This window comes from Variovorax sp. GW823-FHT04B03, from assembly GCF_058796495.1.
The window spans coordinates 848,643-868,214 of the sequence record NZ_JBXAIT010000002.1 but is presented as its reverse complement, the minus strand read 5'-3'; the positions used below and the strand labels follow the sequence as shown (position 1 = coordinate 868,214).

At 71.1% G+C, this 19,572-nt stretch carries 5 protein-coding genes; all 5 read left to right on the top strand.

All coding sequences use genetic code 11. The annotated features are described in order from the left end of the window. Window positions 1-1,033: 1,033 nt before the first annotated feature. From AC1RAD_RS12675 to AC1RAD_RS12655, 5 genes are read left to right on the top strand one after another with little or no spacing between them, the layout of a single operon-like run. Window positions 1,034-13,276, top strand: a complete 12,243-nt coding sequence (locus tag AC1RAD_RS12675; RefSeq protein WP_492735099.1) for a cadherin-like domain-containing protein — start codon at window positions 1,034-1,036, stop codon at window positions 13,274-13,276. Window positions 13,277-13,331: 55 nt separating this feature from the next. After that, window positions 13,332-15,236, top strand: a complete 1,905-nt coding sequence (locus AC1RAD_RS12670; RefSeq protein ID WP_492735097.1) for a TolC family protein — start codon at window positions 13,332-13,334, stop codon at window positions 15,234-15,236. Window positions 15,237-15,250: 14 nt separating this feature from the next. Beyond that, window positions 15,251-16,048, top strand: a complete 798-nt coding sequence (locus tag AC1RAD_RS12665; protein WP_492735095.1) for an efflux RND transporter periplasmic adaptor subunit — start codon at window positions 15,251-15,253, stop codon at window positions 16,046-16,048. Window positions 16,049-16,076: 28 nt separating this feature from the next. Beyond that, on the top strand, window positions 16,077-17,429 hold the full coding sequence (locus tag AC1RAD_RS12660) for an efflux RND transporter periplasmic adaptor subunit (RefSeq protein ID WP_070061204.1): 1,353 nt from the start codon (window positions 16,077-16,079) through the stop codon (window positions 17,427-17,429). Beyond that, window positions 17,423-19,546: a site-2 protease family protein gene (locus AC1RAD_RS12655; protein ID WP_492735092.1), complete on the top strand. Its 2,124-nt coding sequence runs from the start codon at window positions 17,423-17,425 to the stop codon at window positions 19,544-19,546. The genes AC1RAD_RS12660 and AC1RAD_RS12655 overlap by 7 nt, the downstream gene beginning before the upstream one ends. Window positions 19,547-19,572 lie beyond the last annotated feature (26 nt).

Here is a 19,572-nt window from a genome sequence, read left to right as displayed (position 1 = left end):
TCGTGTCCTCCGGCGCGCAGTGCGCACACCAGGAACGCAAGATTCGGGGCCGGAACAGTATCACCGCGCCCTGTGCAACAGACCCCCGCGAAGGCAGGAATCGCGGGTCCGCAGATGCTCCAAAAACGTAACAATCATCTTGAATCGTTAAATATTGCCGGGTTAAGCATTCGAAGGTGCGCAGGGGACGCGATGCCCCGTCGAACCGGGGGCTCGACCGGCCTCGCATCTGCAAGCGGATGTTGTTGATTCTTTCGAATTACATCGAAGCGAGGAGACCGCGCGAAGCTTCCCGGATGCGCGGTGCGGGCCGTTTCGAAAGCCAGCCGAGCGGCCTTGCCGTGCCCTTCGGCCGTCGCGCACATGGTTACAACCCCATGCCGCGGACCCGCCCGTCGTGGTGCGCGGCCGCGGGCAAGCAATGGCCGGATGAGGCCCCGTTCCCGGGTGATCGAATTGCCTCCGGACCCTTGGTTTGTGCATTGCATCAATTAATTCTTATGGCGAAGGTTTTCATTGCCGATTGCGCTCCGCATATTTTTAACAGTTGTGAATCGGCCTCGATGAATTGAGACGTTGTTCCATATATCGCGATTAGCGAATGCCTTGTCGCCAAGGAAGAGGGAATTCCCGCCCCCGTTTTCCACGGAATTCCGTAGTTGAAAACCGGCAATGGATCAGACGCTTCGAGCGGACGAGGTTGCAAAGGCGCCAGGCGCCCGGCTGTCGAGGGAAGATCGCCTTGCACAGAGGGAAATACGGCAATGGATATTCCTTTCATATGAGCCGGTGAATGAACCACGATGCGGGGTAACAATTAATTTCAAAATACGGAGGAAAGCAAGGAAAGACGTGATTTTTGTGTTTTTTTGACGTGGTTGGCGCGAAACGAGAGAACGTTAATAGTGGACACATTTGCATATTTGTCGTCACACTTTGAGCCATGCCAAGGTCTCAATCGCCCCAATTCCTTCGCCCACGCGCGCATCGATTTGCGCTGGAAAGCCGGCAGCTATTTGATGGCGCCGCTTTTGTGGAGGCCGCCGCGGCGGCACCGGCGGACGCGCCGCAGGGCCCGCACGGGGATGCGCCGCATGCCGCCGACGCGGCGGCGCCCGTTGCCGTGCCGCACGGGCGCGAAAGCACGCCCGAAGCGGACGCGCGATCAGGGCCCGGCCCGGCCCCGGCCTCGTCCAGCGAGGTCTACGTCGTCGACAAGAATGTTGCCAATTGGCAGCAGCTCGCCGCCTCGGTGCCGCAGGGCGCCGACCTGATCCTGCTGGACACCGGCTCGTCCGGCGTCGAGCAACTGCGCCAGGCGCTCGAAGGGCGCAGCGGCCTCACGGCGCTGCACATCCTCAGCCACGGCAGCGCGGGCGAGATCACGCTGGGCAACGAAACCCTCGACGTCGCGGGCCTGGCGCGTACGGCCGGCGCCTGGCAGGCGATCGGCGCGAGCCTGGGTGCGGACGGCGACATCCTGCTCTACGGGTGCGACGTGGGCGCCGACGGGCAACGCTTCGTGCAGGCCCTGGGCCGCGCCACGGGTGCCGACGTGGCGGCGTCGAGCGACGCCACCGGCGCGGCGTCGCGCCAGGGCGACTGGTCGCTCGAGGTCGCGACCGGCCTCATCGAGTCGCGCGCCTTCGCCGCCGCCGACTACGACGGCCTGCTGGCCGCGCCCACGGTTTCGACGACCACGCCGCGCATCACGGTCAGCGAACCCAGCGCGCTCAACGCGCCGGGCGCCGACCGCGCCACGCTCAGCGGCTGGACGCTCACCGACGACGGCGCGGGCAACGTCACGGTCGACGTGACCGTCGAGAACCCCGCGCTGGGCGCGCTGTCCAGCGCCAGCATGGCGGGCGTCACCACCGTGCCCGGCGGCTACCGCTTCGTCGGCAGCGTGGCCGATGCCAACGCCTGGATCAACCAGCTGGTGTTCACCGCCGCCGACACCGAACTGGGCAACGCCACGGCCACCACGCGCATCCTGGTGTCGATCACCGATTCGGAAACGCCGGCGCTCACCGCCAACCGCGCGCTCGACGTGACGATCACGCCGTCGAACGACCCGACCACGGTGGCCGACGCGGCGCAGACGGTCTCCGAGGGTGGCACCACGCTGCTGACCGGCACCACGCTCAACGCCGTCGACCCCGAGGTCACGATCGGCTCGCAGAACACCGGCCAGATCGTCTACGGCATCGCGACCAACACCACGCACGGCTACCTCACGCTCAACGGCGAACGCATCGGCGTGGGCTCGGTCTTCACGCAGGCCGACGTGCTCGCGGGCCGCGTTGCCTACGTGCACACGGCCACCGGCGCGGACCAGAACCTGGACGACAGCTTCGTCATCGTGGTCAACGACGGCGCCACGCCGCTGGCCGGCTCCGACCACGCCACCATCACGCTGAACGTCACGCCGCTGAACCAGCCGCCCGTGGTCTCGGGCGGGGGCAGCGTGTTCGAAGGGCAGCCGCCCAACGCCATCGATACCAGCGGCAACCCGGCCTCGGTGGTGGGCAACTTCATCGTCGCCGACGGCGGCGGCGACGACGCCAGCGGCGACCTCACGGTGCGGCTGACCAGCCTGCCCACCGACGGCACGCTGTACTTCACGGGCACGGTGCTGATCGGCGGCGTGCCCCAGAACGTCACCAACCGCGCCATCACGCAGGCCGACATCGATGCCGGCTTCGTGTTCGGCTACGACGACCGCGGCGGCCTCACCTACGGCAACAACGGCCAGCGCGACAACAACGGACAGAGCTACCCGTTCACCGACGGCTTCGGCGTCACGGTGAGCGACGCCGGCGGCGGCACGGGCACGCCGTCGTCCACCTCGGGCACCATCGCCATCAACGTGCGCCCGGCCAACGACGACCCGGTGCTCGACCCCGGCAGCACGCTCGAGGCGACCGTCGACCCGGCGGGCGGCGGCTACACCGTCACGCTCACGCCCGGCATGCTCGGCGCGACCGACGTCGACTCGAGCGACGACAACCTGACCTTTGCCGTCACCTCGATGAACGGCCTGAACCAGGGCTACCTGCTGCTCGACGGAAAGATCCTGCCGCCGGGCGGCACCTTCACCATGGAAGACGTGCGCTCGGGCCGCGTGCAGTACGTGCAGACGCAGGGCGCGGCGGCGGGCGACACCGACACCTTCAGCTTCCAGGTGGTCGACAACACGCTCGGGCCCACCTGGGACGCCAACGGCAACACCGTGATCCGCGAGGGCGCCGACCGCAACCCCGACGGCACGCTGAAGACCTACGAGTTCACGATCAACCTCGTCGAAACCCCGGCGGGCAACGGCGATCCGCTGCAGACCATCGACGGCACCGTCACCACCTCGGGCTCCAACCACGCGGGCACCGACCAGAACGGCGCCACGCGCGGCACGCTCAGCGAAGGCGGCTCGGTGGTGCTGGGCGGCACCGGCTCCGACTTCAACACCGTGCCGGGCCTGAGCTACGTGGTCGAAGGCGTGCCGCCGTCGCAGGTGATCTACACGGTCACCGACTACACCGGCACCACGGGGCCGGTGCGCAACGGCGTGCTGCAGCGCTTCGACGGCGCGGCCTGGGTCGACATCGACACCTACGAGACCTTCACGCAGGAAGACCTGAACGCCGGGCGCATCCGCTTCCAGCACGACGGCGACGTGGAAGACTTCGAATCGGCCGTGTCGCTCTCGGTGACGGCCGGCGTCGCCGTCGGCGGCGTGCGCAACGTCTGGAACACCAGCTTCTCGTTCTTCATCACGCCGGTCAACGACGTGCCCGTGGCCACCGGTTCGTCGAACACGGTCATCCGCGAAGGCGAGACCGCCTACCTCACGACCGGCCAGATCCGCGTCGTCGATGCCGACGACGCCGCGAGCGAAAGCTATCTCGAGGGCTCGGCCACGCTGCTGAACGGCGACCCGAACTACGCCTTCAACAACGCCGGCAGCGGGCCGGGCGCGATGCAGTTCGAGTTCGACAGCCTGCCCACCGGCGGCCAGCTGGAGTACTGGAACGGCGCCGCCTGGGTGGCCGTGGCCGTGGGGCAGCGCATCAACGCCTCGCTCATCACCGGCAGCGCCGGCACCACGGGCCTGCGCTTCGTGAGCGACGGTTCCGAGGTGCGCACCACCCAGTTCAACGTGCATGCCGTGGACCGCTGGGGCGCTGCGTCGAATCCCGTCACCGTCGGCATCCAGATCACCAACGTCAACGACGCACCGGTGATCGCGCCCGACCCGACGCAGCCCGACCCGCCCGGCACCGCCAACCAGCCGCTGACCGTGGCCGAGGGCGGGCGCGGCCAGATCACGCCGGGCATGCTCAGGGCCTTCGACCCCGACAGCACGCTCACGCAGCTGCAGTACACGATCACCTCCGTCACCACGCACGGGCGCATCATGTACTCGACCGACGGCGTCAACTTCGTGGCGCTGGGCGTGGGCTCCTCGTTCACGCAGGCCGACGTGAACGCCGGGCGCATCTACTACTTCAATTCGGGCGACGAATCCGACGGCCACACCGAAGCCAACGGCGATCCGCCGAGCGACCGCTTCACCTTCACGCTGAGCGACGGCGACAAGGAACAGACCGGCGGCCAGTTCTGGATCTACGTCACGCCGCTGAACGACGCGCCCACGGTGACCGCGCCGGCCGGGCCCATCGACATCGACAGCAGCAACCCGGCGCACAACCCCGTGCCCGGCTTCAACGTCGGCGACACCGACCTGGACGCGGTGATCCAGGGCGAGACCGACTTCGTCCAGGTGACGGTGCGGCTGCTGGACGCCAACGGCAACCCGCTGAATGCCGCGGCCTACGCGGGCGCCACCATCGGCTCGACCTCGATGGGCGGCGTGACCGTCGATGCCGACAAGAACGGCAACGGCGACTTCCTCACGCTGCGCGGCACGCGCGCGCAGGTGAACGCCGCGCTGGCGGGCCTCACGCTCACCTTCGACACCGACCGCGACCAGGCCTATCGGCTGCAGGTGATCGTCGACGACCGCCTGCGCGACACCGCCACCGGCGTGCTGCAGCCCGGCGCCAACGGCGGCCCGCAGAACGAGCCGAGCGTTCCGGGCGGGCCGAACATCGCGATCCCGACCACCGAGTACGACTGGTACGCCGACACGGTGCCCACCACCGGCGACATCACGGGCAACATCGCGGCGGCCTCGGTGCTGGTGCGCGCGTCGAGCGAGAACGACCCGGGCGTGCTGGTCGTGCCGCCCGTGCACACGGTCTATGAAGACCAGCCGACCTACATCGGCACGGGCTTCGTGGTGTCCGACCCCGAATCGGCCGCCTTCGGCACGCCCATCACGCTGCGGCTGACCGTGCCCAACGGCACGCTGGGCATCGGCGGCACCGGCGGGCAGACGAGCTTCACGCTGCCCAGCGGGCGCGTCGTGACCATCGCCGGCGACAACACCGGCGCGCTCACGCTCACCGGCCGCGCCAGCGACATCCAGGAGCTGATCACCAGCGGCGCCGCCACGGGCCTGACCTACCGCAGCGCCACCCACGTCAACCACGACCTCAACGGCGCCGACGCCGGCGACGTGACGCTCACCGTGTCCTTCGACGACACCGGCTCGCAGATCGGCGGCGACACCGGCGGCGGCAGCGTGTCGAACAACCCGCCCGACATGACGATGGCGCTGACCATCGTGGCGGTCAACGACGCGCCGACGGCCGGGCTCACGCCGGGCACCAACCCGAACACGCCGCTGTACCTGACGGGCGGCAGCACGCCGTCGGCCGTGCCAGGCTTCGTCGTGCGCGACCTGGACATCGACGGCGACGGCGGCGGCATCGCGCCCGGCGAAGCCGACTTCCTGCAGGTCACCGTGCGCATCACCAACGGCACGGGCGCGCCGCTGGGCGCGGCGCAGTACACGGACGGCGGCAGCGACGCCATCACCATCACCTCGAGCAATGCAGCCGGCTCGGGCGTGACCATCGACAGCACCTACGACGGCACCGGCAGCGCGCTCGTCATCCGCGGCACGCGCGCGCAGGTGCAGGCCTACCTCGACGGCCTGCAGGTGGCGCTGGGCGGCAGCCTGGCCAACACCGACCAGACCTACCGCGTGCAGGTCATCGTGGACGACCGCCTGCGCGAGAACAGCAGCGGCGCGCTGGCGGGCGGCGCCAACGGCGGCGAGAACAACAACGCGAACGGCGGCACGGTGGCGGTGCCCACCACCAACGTCAACCCCTACGCGCTGATCCCCGCGGGGCTGACGGCCAACGTGGCCTCGGCCTACCGCACGCTGTTCCCGTCGTCGATCAACGACCCGGCCCACATCGCGGCCGGCAACCCGACGGTGGACGAGGGCAACGGCAGCGTCACGCTGACCGGCCTCACGGTCACCGACCAGGACGCGGCCGCCACCGACGTGCTGACGGCCACGGTGTCGGTGCCCCCGGGCTTCGTCATCAACGGCGTGGGCGGCAGCGGCGGCTCGGTCGGCCCGTTGGGCGGCACCAGCATCACCATCACCGGCACGCTGGCGCAGATCAACAGCCGCATCAACGCCATCTCGATCGCGCTGCCCGACGCCCCCGGCGCCGCGCTGCCGGCCGACTGGAACGGCGCCTTCACCGTGACCGTGGTGGTCAACGACGAGGGCCACACCGGCGGGCGTCCGGGCAGCCTGGCGCCCGGCGACAACAGCACGACCGGCACCTTCGCCTACGCGGACGGGGTCGGCAACCGCCTGGTCACCACGCGCACCTTCGTCTTCACGGTGGCGCCGGTCAACGACGCGCCGGTGGTGGTGGGCGGCACCACCCAGACGCTGCCGAACGTCACCGAAGACGTGGGCAACAACGCAGCCGGCACCCCCGTGGGCACCCTGTTCGGCTCGCACTTCGACGACGCCGCCGACCTGATCGACAACAGCGGCAACGGGGGCACCGGCGGCAGTTCGTCCGACACCTTCTTCGGCGTCGCGATCACGGGCCACGTCCCGGACCCCGCGCAGGGGGCCTGGCAGTACTCGCTGGACAACGGCGCCACCTGGATTCCCGTCGGCGCGCGCACCGACGGCACGGCCCTGGTGCTGGCCGCCGACGCGCAGCTGCGCTTCGTGCCGGCCGCCAACTTCCACGGCACGCCCACCACGCTGACCGTGCGGCTGGTCGAGACCGACACCAACAACGACAGCGCCACGGCCGATCCCACCTCGGGCAGCCAGGTCGACGTGTCCGGTGCCCGCAACGGCGGCACCACCGTCTACAGCGCCGGCACCATCGTGCTCAGCACCACGGTGATCAACGTGAACGACCGGCCGACGGCGACCGATGCGACCGTGCCCGCCGGCGTCGAGGACGTGACGGGTGCCGGCGTGCGCGTCGACACGCTGCTGGGCGGCGGCTACGGCGACGCGACCGACAACCAGACGTCCATCAGCGGCGGCGGCGATGCATCGACCTCGTTCGGCGGCATCGCCATCGTGGGCAACAACGCCAACGCCGCGCAGGGCGCGTGGGAGTACAGCCTGAACGGCACCGACTGGCTCGCCGTGCCGACGGGCGCGTCCGATACCAGCGCCTTGCTGCTGCCCACCAGCGCGCAGCTGCGCTTCGTGCCTGCGGCCGACTTCAACGGCACGCCCGGCGGTCTGGTCGTGCGCGTGTCCGATGCGCCGGTGGCGGCGGGCAGCGGCGACATCAGCGCCACCGCCAACGACGCCACCAGCCAGTGGTCGGTGCTGCGCAACGTGTCGACCACCATCGCGCCGCGCAACGACGCGCCGGTGATCGGCGGCACCACCGGCGCGACCGCGGTGGAGAACAACCAGACTGGCACCGGCGTCAGCATTCCGCCCGTGGCGCTGGTCAGCGGCGGCACCGTCGGCGACCTCGACCTGGCGACCACGCCCGGCCTGGCCGCCGGCGTGTTCGGCACGGGCTCGCTCACCGTGAGCCTGGACGGCTACCAGCCGGGCGACCAGCTGTTCGTCAACGGCGCGCTGCCCCCGGGCGTCAGCGTCTCGGGCGGCAACGGCGCGCCGCTGGTGGTGCAGTTCGACGCCGACACCACCGTGGCCGAGGTGCGGGCGGTGCTCGACCAGCTGTCCTACCGCAGCAGCAGCGACAACCCGACGGCGTTCGGCACCGACAACGAGCGCGTCTACACCATCGTGCTCAACGACGGCAACAACGTGCAGCCCGGCGGCAACGCAGGCGGCCCGCAGCCACTGAACAGCAACGTGCTCACCGGCACGCTCGCGATCACCGCCGTGAACGACCCGCCGACCGCGGTCGACGACACGCACAGCATCGACGAAGACACGCCCTCGGTGGGCAGCAACGTCATCAGCGGGCGTATTTCCGGCGAAGCCGACCACGACCCCGACAGCACCACGCTCACGGTCACCAGCATCCGCACCGGCCCCGAGGCCGGCGCCGGCACGGCCGGCACGCTGGGCAGCCCGCTGACCGGCACCCACGGCAGCATCGTGCTGAACGCCGACGGCAGCTACACCTACACGCTGGACAACACCGATCCGCGCGTGCAGGCGCTGATCGCCGGCGAGACGCTCACCGACCTGTTCACCTACGCCATCTCCGACGGCGCCGGCGGCACCGACATCGCGCAGATCACCATCACGATCCGCGGCGCCAGCAACGACGTGCCGGGCATCACGGTGACCGACGCCAACGGCAACGCGACCGGCCAGGTGACGGTGCACGAGTCGGGCCTGACGAGCGTGGGCGACACCAGCGAAACGGCGGGCGCTGGCTTCAATATCGCGGCGGCCGACGGCGTGGCGAGAATCAACGTGGGCGGCACGATGGTGACGCTGGCGCAGCTGCAGGCACTCACGCCGGGCGCACCGATCACGATCAACACGCCCGACGGCCAGATCCGCCTCACGGGCTTCAGCGGCACCACGCTGTCCAACGGCGTCGTGACCGGCGGCACGGTCAGCTACACCTACACGCTGACCTCGGCGCAGAACCACAGCGCGGGCGAAGTGACCGAAGCGGTGGCGCTGAGCGTGACCGACCGCGACGGCGACGTGGCCAGCGGCACGCTCACGGTGCTGATCGTGAACGACGTGCCCACCGCGAACCCCGACACGAACAGCGTCACCGAAGACACCGCGCCGAACCCCGTGACCGGCAACGTGAAGACCAACGACCGCGAGGGCGCGGACACGGCCGTGCCGGTGACGGGCGTGAGCTTCGGCGGCACGGCCGGCACGGTCGGCAGCGCGCTGGACACGGAATACGGTGCCATCGTGCTGAACGCCGACGGCAGCTACAGCTACACGCTGGACAACACCGACCCGCGCGTCAACGCGCTGAAAGACGGCGAGACGCTCACGGACACGGTGAGCTACACCCTCACCGACGCGGACGGCGACACCTCGACCACCACGCTGACGATCACCATCCACGGCCGCTCCGACGCGAGCCCCGAGATCGTGCCGGTGGACGGCAACGGCGCGGCCACGGGCCAGACCGAGGTTCACGAGCGCGGGCTGGTCGACGGCCCGGGCGGCCCCGATGCGCGCGAGAACGGCAGCGGCGTCGTCACGGTGTCGGCGGCCGACGGCCTGCAGACCGTCACCGTGGGCGGGCGCACGCTGACGCTGGCCGAGCTGGCCAACCTGGGCACCACGCCGGTCGTCATCACGACGCCGCTGGGCACGCTCACGCTGACGGGCTTCACGGCCACCACCTCGGTGGGCGGCGTGCCCACGGCGGGCAACCTGGCCTACACCTACACGCTGCGCGCGCAGGTGCCGCAGCCGGGCGCGACCGAGAGCACGGAAGCCATCGCCCTGCAGGTGACCGACGCCGGCGGCGCCACGGCCACGGGCACGCTCACCGTGCGCATCGTGGACGACGTGCCACAGGCCACCGACGACACGGCCGCCATCACCGAAGACGCCGCGCCGAACACGGTGTCGGGCAACGTGGCGACCAACGACACCATCGGCGCGGACGATTTCAACGTGGCGCCGGTGACGGGCGTGAGCTTCGGCGGCGCGGCCGGCACGGTGGGCGCGTCGATCACCACGACCTACGGTTCGATCGTGCTGAACGCCGACGGCAGCTACACCTACACGCTGAACAACGCCGACGCGCGCGTGCAGGCGCTGTCGGTCGGCGAGACGCTGACCGAGCAGGTGCGCTACACGATCACCGATGCCGACGGTGACACCAGCACCGCCACGCTCACGATCACCATCCGCGGCGCCAACGACCTGCCGGGCATCGCCGTCACCGACGCCAACGGCGCGGCGACCGGGCAGGTCACGGTGTTCGAGTCGGGCCTGGTGAGCATCACCGACACGGGCGAGCGCGCCGCCAGCAGCTTCAACATCACCGCGCCGGACGGCGTGGCCAGCATCAACGTCGGCGGCACGGTGGTGACGCTGGCGCAGCTGCAGGCGCTCACGCCGGGCGCGCCGATCACGATCAACACGCCCGACGGCCAGATCCAGCTGACGGGCTTCAGCGGCACCACGCTGCCCAACGGCGTCGTGACCGGGGGCGCGGTCAGCTACACCTACGTGCTGGGCGCGCCGCAGAGCCACCGCTCCGGCGGCGTGCTGACCGAAGTGACCGAGCAGATCGCGCTGTCGGTGACCGACCGCGACGGCGACGTGGCCAACGGCACGCTCACCGTGCTCATCGTCAACGACACGCCGCAGGCCACCGACGACACGGCCGCCATCACCGAGGATGCGGTGCCCGACACGGTGAGCGGCAACGTGAAGGCCAACGACCGCGACGGCGCGGACAACGGCAACGGCGTGCCGGTGACGGGCGTGAGCTTCGGCGGCGCGGCCGGCACGGTGGGCGTGTCGCTCACGACCACCTATGGCGCCATCGTGCTGAACGCCGACGGCAGCTACACCTACACGCTGGACAACGACAACGCCGCCGTCAACGCGCTCAAGACCAACGAGCAGCTGACCGAGACGGTGCGCTACACGATCACCGATGCCGACGGCGACACCAGCACCGCCACGCTGACGATCACCATCCACGGCCGCCTGGACGGCGACCCGGCCATCGGCGCGGTGGACGGCAACGGCGCAGCCACGGGGCAGGCCGAGGTGCACGAGCGCGGGCTGGTCGACGGCCCGGCCGGCCCCGACACCCGCGAGCACACCACCGGCACCATCGTGGTCTCGGCGAGCGACGGCATGCGCAGCCTCACCGTGGGCAACCGCACGCTGACGCTGGCCGAGCTGGCGAACCTGGGCACGACGCCGGTCACCATCGACACGCCGCGCGGCACGCTGGTGCTCACCGGCTTCACGCCCACCAGCTCGGTGGGCGGCGTGCCGACGACGGGCGAGCTGGCCTACACCTACACGCTGGACGGGCAGGTGGCGCAGCCGAACGCCACCGAGAGCACGGAAGACATTGCGCTGGTGGTGACCGACGCCGGCGGCGACACGGCCACGGGCACGCTCACCGTGCGCATCGTGGACGACGTGCCCGAGGCCGTGAACGACACCCATGCCATCACCGAGGACGGCGTGCCGAACACGGTGGGCGGCGACGTGAAGGCCAACGACATCGTCGGCGCGGACGACGCCAACGGCGTGCCGGTGACGGGCGTGAGCTTCGGCGGCGTGGCCGGCACGGTGGGCGTGCCGATCACCACCACCTACGGGCGCATCGTGCTGAACGCCGACGGCAGCTACACCTACACGCTGAACAACGCCGACCCGCGCGTGCAGGCGCTGGTCGTGGGCGACACGCTGACCGAGGTGGTGAGCTACACGATCACCGACGCGGACGGCGACACCAGCACCGCCACGCTGACCCTCACCATCCACGGCGCCAACGACGGCGTGACGCTGGTGATCGGCGACAACAACGGCCCCGACACGGCCGGGCAGGCCACCGTGTACGAGCGCGGCCTGGTCGAGCCGGGCGACGCGAGCGAGATGGTTTCGGGCAGCTTCTTCGTCACCGCGCCCGACGGCCTGGGCAGCATCGCGGTGCACGGCACCACGCTCACGCCGGCGCAGCTGGCCGCGCTCGGCACGAGCCCGGTCACCATCGCCACCGACCGCGGGCGCATCACGCTCACCGGCTTCGACGCGGCCACGGGCACCGTGCGCTACACCTACGTGCTGGGCGCCGCGCAGAGCCACGCGGGCGGGCAGGTCACCGACGACATCGCGCTGCAGGTGACCGACCGCGACGGCGACACCACGCAGAGCACGTTGCGCGTGCTGGTGATCGACGACGTGCCCACGGCGCGCAACGACGCCACCGCCATCGGCACTGCGCGCCCCGGCGCCACGGCGACCGGCAACGTGTTCGGCGGCGACGGCATGGGCGCGAACGACGTGGCCGACCGCCTGGGTGCGGACGGCACGCCGACGCCGGTCACGGGCGTTTCGTTCGAAGGCGTGGCCGGCACCATCGGCGGATCGACGGCGGGCCGCTACGGCAGCCTGCGCCTGAACGCCGACGGCAGCTACAGCTATTCGGTGAACGCCAGCAACGTGCGCGTGGCCTCGCTGGGTGACGGCCAGACGCTGACCGAGGTGTTCGACTACGTCATCACCGACGCCGACGGCAGCACCAGCACGGCGAAGCTGGTCGTCACGATCAATGGCACCTCGCAGCACCGGCCGCTCACGGGCGACCAGGTGTTCCCGGCGGACTTCGGCGACCCCAGCCGCCGCATCGACCAGTCGATGACGCCGGCGCTGTTCGTGCAGATCGCGGTGCAGGAATCGCAGCGCCTGAGCCAGATGCTGTCGGGCGCGATCGCCGCGCGCGCGCTGGGCGGCGACCGCCTCTTCGGCGAAGACCGTCCCACCGACCTGTGGGGCGAGCCGCAGGGCGTGGACTACGCCGAGCACGTGAGCCGCGACGGCGTGGCCTTCTCGCTGCGCATGGTGCGCGACGTGGAGCAGACGCTCGCGCTGCGCGGTGTCACGGCCGGCAAGCTGGTCGACGGCGCGAGCCCGCTCTTCGGCGACTTCGACAGCTTCTCTGCGCCGCAACAGCAAGCGCCGCAGGAGGCGCCGGCGCGCGACGGCGGGCGCATCGTGGTGCCGCGCGCCGATGCGGCGCATCCGTCCACCGAGGCGGCGCAGGCCGATGCGGCGCTGGCGGCCGGCGCCGCCGCACCGGTGGCCGCTGACACGGCGCGCTCGTTCTCCAGCCGCGTGGCCGCGGCCGCCGCGGAGCGCGACGCGGTGCGCGACCTGCTGCGGCATCCGCAGCGCGCCACGCCCACTGTGCGCGTGCCCACGAGTTGATCGACGCAGAGAAAAACGCCGGAGCCATCGAACCATGTCCTATCCATCGAGCACCATGACCGACATTCACAAGCAACCCGCGTCGACCTTCCGTTTCCCCCTGTCGTGGCCCGCCGCCGCGGCCGCGCTGATGCTGGCCGGCTGCAGCATGACGCCGGTGCAGCTCACGCGCGACGAGATCGTGGTGCGCGTGCGCCACGACCAGAAGCAGCTCTACAAGGACCAGGCGGCGGTCGCCACGCCCATGACGTATTCCGAGGTGCTGGCGCGCGCGCTCAAGTACAACGCCGACTACCGCCTGAAGCTCATGGAGTCGGCCCTGGCGCGGGGCCTGCTCGACGTGTCGGCCGCCGACATGCTGCCCAAGCTGGTGGCCGACGCCGGCTACAACGACCGCAGCAACGACTCGGGCGGCACCAGCATCGGCATCGAAGACCGCGTGGTGAGCCTGCGGCCCTCGACCTCGGAGCAGCGTTCGCACTACTACGGCCGCGCCACGCTGTCGTGGAACGCGCTCGATTTCGGCATCAGCTACTTCCGCGCCAAGCAGGCGGCCGACGAGGTCAACATCGCGGAAGAGCGCCGCCGCAAGATCCTGCAGAACATCGCGCAGGACGTGCGCAGCGCCTACTGGCGCGCCATCGGCGCGCAGCAGCTCATCGGCGATGCGGATCGGCTGGCCGTGCGCATCGAAGATGCCCTGAAGAAGTCGCGCGAGGCCGAGCGCGCCGGCGTGCTGCCGCCCGCGCAGGGCCTGGCCTACCAGCGCGCGCTGCTCGACGCGATGTCGCTGGTCAACGCCAAGCGCCAGGAAATGCAGTTCGCCAAGCGCGAGCTGGCCGCGCTCATGAGCCTGCCGCCGGGCGTCGACTTCACGCTGGTCGAAGGCCCGCAGGACGGGCGCGCGCCGGTCACGCTGGACATCGACAAGCTCGAGGTCGCCGCGCTGGAAAACCGCGCCGAGCTGCGCGAGGAAGACTACAAGGCGCGCATCGGCATCGCCGAGACCAAGAAGCAGATCGCCTCGCTGTTCCCCAGCCTGAACCTGTACGCCGGGGCGCGCTACGACTCCAACTCCTTCCTCTACAACAGCAACTGGAGCGACGCGGGCGTGAGCCTGTCGATGGACCTGTTCCGGCTGGCGGCCATCCCGGCCATCAACCGCACCAACGACGCGCGCAAGAAGACCGACGAGGCCCGCCGCCTGGCGCTGACCATGGCGGTGGTCACGCAGGTGCGCGTGTCGGCCGAGCGCTACAAGCTGGCGGTGGTCGACCAGGAGCTGGCGGCCGAATCCAGCCGCGTCGACCAGCGCATGGCCAGCGTGGCGCGCGCGGGTGCCAGCAACCAGCTCGAGAGCGAGCTCGAGGCGCTGCGCGTCGATGCGCGCGCGCTGGTGTCGCGCTTCCAGCTCGCCACGGCCTATGCGGCCACGCAGACCTCGTACGGCCGGGTGCTCAACTCGGTCGGCATCGACCTGATGCCGGCCACGGTGGCCAGCACCGACATCAAGACCGTCGCCAGGGCCATCGAGCAGAGCATGGCCGAAGGCGAGAAGGCGGTGTTCCTCGAGGCGGCGCTGATCCCGGTGCGCAACCGGCCGGTGACCGTGCGCGTGCGCGACCTGCCGTCGGGCGTGAGCGAAGCGGCGGTGCGCAGCGCGGTCGAGCGCATCGTCACGCGCAACGAGCTGGTGTCGTCGGGGGCGGCCGATGCCCTCGTGCTCACGCTGGCCTTCCAGCGTAACGTGCCGCAGCAGCGCGGCACCACGCGCGCCCAGTGGCGGCTCACGCTGGCCGAGCCGGGCGGGCGCGAGCTGCTGTCGCAGAACTACGCGAGCTACGTGCCGGCCGTGACGACGGAGAGTGCCGTGAGCGCCTTCGCCGAGGCGGCGACGCTGTCGGTGATCACGGATGTGCGGCGCCTCGCGCGCACGGGCGCCACGGTGACGCAGAAGTGAAAGCGAGCCCGCCCTTGAAACCGTCGTCCTTCTCCGTGCTTCGCATCGGCGTGCTCCTGGCCTGCGCGCTGGGCGGTGCCCTGCAGGCCGGGGCCCAGCCGGTCCCCGCGCCGCGCAGCGCCCCGGCGGGTGCGCCGGGCAACCTGGCACCGGTGCGTTTTCTCGTCGTGGCCGCGCAGGAAAGCGTGCTCTCGGCCTCGGCCCCGGGCCGCTTCGCGAAGGTGCCGGTGAGCCTGGGCGATACGGTGCGCGCGGGCCAGGTGCTGGCCGCCTACGAATGCGACGAGATCCAGGCGCGCCGCGCCGCCGCGCGTGCCGAGCACGAGGCGGCCAAGGTGCAGTACGTGGGCAAGCTGAAGCTGCAGGGCCTGCAGTCGGCGGCCGAGATCGAGGTCGAGCTGGCGGCAGCCAACGTGAACAAGGCGCAGAGCCAGGTCCGCATCTTCGACGCGCAGATCGCGCAGTGCAATTTCGTGGCGCCCTTCGCCGGCAAGGTGGCGCGCGTGCATGTGAAGGTGGGGCAGGGCGTGAACCCCGGCGCGCCGGTGGTCGAGCTGGTCGGCAACGGCCCGCTGAAGGCGCGCATGAACGTGCCTTCGCAATGGCTCGCGTGGCTGAAGACCGGCCAGCGCCTGGACGCCACGGTCGACGAGACCGGCGCCGCCGTGGTGTTGAAGGTCACGCGCGTGTCGGGCCGCGTGGACGCGGTGAGCCAGACCATCGAGATCGAGGCTGAACTCGCGGGCGACGCGGCCGGCCAGGTGCTGCCGGGCATGAGCGGGCAGGTGCGCGCGCCGGTCGGCAGGGGATGAGCGCCGCGCGCGGCAAGGGCGGAGCGTCGTGACCGATCTCGCGTTCCATGCGCTGGCCGCCAAGGTGCGCGCGGCGCAGCGTCCGGCCGACCTGGCCTTCCTGATCTGCAACGAGACCCACGCGATCGCGCCGTACCGGCAGGCCGCGCTGGTCGGCTTCTTCGGTGCGCGCCGCACGCGGCTGGTGGCGCATTCGGGGCTGGCGGATGTCGAGTCCGACTCGCCCTATGCGCTGTGGCTGGCCTCGGTGGCCGACCACCTGAAGGCGCGGCTGGACGAACTGCCGGCCGCCGCGCGCGTGCTGGCGCTGTCGCCCGGCATGCTGCCGCCCGCGCTCGCCGCCTCGTGGGCCGACTGGCTGCCCGACCAGGTGTGGGTGCTGCCCATGGCCGACCCCGACGGCCGCGCGCGCGCCGCGTTGTTCCTGGCGCGCGAGGCGCCGTGGCCTACCGAGTTCGATGCCAAGGCGCCGGAGTTTTTGCTGCTGCAGGCCGCCGCGATGTACGGCCACGCGTGGTGGGCGCTGACCGGTCGCCGCCGCTCCATCGGCACGCTGCTGCACGAAGCGTGGGCGCGCAAGCCGCTGCGCTGGGCGCTGGCGCTGCTGCCGCTCGCGCTGCTGGTGCCGGTGCGCGAGTACGCGCTGCTGCAGGCCGAGGTGATCTCCACGCGCAGCCAGGTGATCGCCTCGCCGCGCGACGGCGTGATCCGCCGCATGACGGTGCCGCCCAACACGCCGGTGGTGGCCGACCAGACCATCGCTGAGCTCGACGACACCACGCTGGACAACCGCCTGGCCGTGGCGCGCGCGGCGCTGTCGACCGCGCGGCTGGAGTTGCACCAGGCCTCGCAGCGGGCCATCGAATCGCAGTCGGCCAAGGCCGAGCTGAGCCTGGCCGAAGGCAAGCTGCGCGAGCGCGAGGTGGAGGTGGGTGCGCTGCAGCGCGAAGTGGCGCAGCTGCAGATCAAGGCGCCGGCCGCGGGCGTGTTCGTGTACTCCGACCCCGACGACTGGGCCGGCCGTCCGGTGCAGACCGGCGAGCGCGTCGGGCTGCTGGCCGACCCGGCCGTGCTCGGCGTGCAGGCCTGGGCGCCGGTGAGCGAGGCGGTCAACCTCGCGCCGGGCGCGCCCATGACGCTGTTCCTGCGCGTGGCGCCGCTGGACCCGGTGTCGGCCCGGCTCGATCACGCCGGCTACCAGGCGGTCGAGGCGCCCAACGGCGTGGCCAGCTACCAGCTGCGCGGCCACCTGAGCGAGCCCTCGGGCGTGGCGCGCATCGGCCTGCGCGGCACGGCGCGCGTGTCGGGCGAGTGGACCGTGCTCGGCTACCTGCTGCTGCGCCGGCCGTTCGCGGCGGCGCGGGAGTGGTGCGGATGCTGAGCGGCACGGCGCCCGCAGGCCGCGGCGCCCCTGCGGGCGCTGCAGCGCCTCCGCCGTGGCCGGCCCTGCGCGAGGAACTGCAGATCCATCCGGCCGGCGCCAACGGCGACGGCTCGCCGGCCTGGCACGTGTGCGACCCGGTGCGCAACCTGTTCTTTCGCATCGGCTGGCTGGAGTTCGAGATCCTGCAGCGCTGGCCGATGGCCGACGCCGCGTGCATCGCGCAGGCGATCGAACGCGACACCCCGCTGGCACCCGATGCCGACGACGTGGCGCGCTTCCAGGGCTTTCTCGAACAGCACCAGCTGCTGCGCACCGTGCGCCGCAAACCGCCGATGCCGGCCTGGCGCTGGCTGCTCAACAACTACCTGTTCGTGCGCATTCCGCTGGTGCGGCCGGCGCGGCTGCTCGAGAAGATGCTGCCCTGGGTCGAGTGGCTCTACAGCCGCTGGTTCGTGGCGCTCAGCGTGCTCGCCGCCGGCGTCGGCGTGCTGCTGGCCGCGCGGCAGTGGGACACGGTGGCGGCCCAGTTGCGCGGCGCCATCAGCTGGGAAGGCGTGCTGGGTTTTGCGGGCGCGCTCGTGGTGTCGAAGCTGCTGCACGAGATGGGGCACGCGCTCATGTCCACGCGCCACGGCGTGCGCGTGGGGCACATGGGCGTCGCGCTGCTCGTGATGTGGCCGATGGCCTACACCGACACCGGCGAAAGCTGGAAGCTGGCGCGCTCGCGGCACCGCCTGGCCATCGCGTCGGCCGGTATCTGCGCCGAGCTGGTGCTGGCCGCGTGGTCGACGCTGTTGTGGGCCTTCATGCCCGACGGCGACCTGCGCAACGCGCTGTTCTTTCTGGCGACGACGGCCTGGGTGCTGACGCTGGCCGTGAACGCCAGTCCTTTCATGCGCTTCGACGGCTACTACATGCTGACCGACGCGCTGGATTTTCCCGGCCTGCACGAGCGCGCCGGGCAGCAGGCGAAGCGCGCGCTGCGGCGCTGGCTGCTGGGCTTCGACGATCCGTCGCCCGAGACGCTGACGCCCGGCTTCCGGCGCTTTCTCATCGCCTTCGCGTTCGCCACCTGGGTCTACCGGCTGGTGCTGTTCATCGGCATCGCGGTCGTCGTCTACCACGCGTTTTTCAAGGCGCTGGGTGTGTTCCTTTTCATCGTCGAGATGGGCGTGTTCGTGGTGCGGCCGGTGATGGCCGAGCTGCGCGTGTGGCACGCGCGGCGCGGCGAGATCAAGCCGCGGCGGCGCGTCGTGGCCGTGCTGCTGCTCGCGCTCATCGCGGTCGTGCTGCTGGTGCCGTGGCACGGCGGCATCTCGGCGCCGGGCGTGATCCGGGCGGGCGTTGAGCAACCGGTGTTCTCGCCCTATGCGGCGCGGCTGGCGGCGATGGAAGCGAACGACGGCGCGGCCGTGGCGGCGGGGCAGTCGCTGGTCACGCTCGAAGCGCCCGGCCAGACCGAGGAGCGCGAGAAGGCGCGCGCGATGTCCAGCGCCTACGCGCGCGCGGCGCGCGGCGCCATGGGCCTGGAAGAACGCCCGGCGGCGCAGCAGGTGCTGGCCGAGCAGCAGGCCAGCCGCTGGGACACCGAACGCCGCGCGCGCGACGCCGAGCTGCTGCGCCTGCGGCTGGTGGCGGCGCACGGCGGCACGCTGCGCGACGTCGATCCGCTGCTGCAGTCCGGCACGTGGGTGGCGCCGTCGCAACTGATGGCGATGGTGGTCGACGGCCGGCGCTGGCGCGTGGAAGCGCTGGTGACCGAGCACGACCGCCAGCGCCTGGCGGCCGGCAGCCGCGCGGTGATCCTCGTGAAGGGCCGCACACGCAAGCTCGAAGGGCAGGTGCGCGCCATCGACAACAGCCCGGTGCGCCGGCTGCCGCACCTGCTGCTGGCGCAGGACCACGGCGGGCCGATCGCGCTCAATCCGACCGCGCAGAAGAAAGACCTGCGCCCCGCCGAAGCCTGGTTCCGCGTGACGGTGGAGGGAGAAGACGACGCGCCGGTCGATGGGGTGCGCGAGGTGCGCGCGCATTTCGAAGGCACCCGCGAGAGCCTGGCCCGCCGCTGGGTCCATGCGGCGACCGCGGTGCTGATCGAGCAGTCGGGGTTCTGAACAAGCGCGCCCGCTTGCGCCGGCCG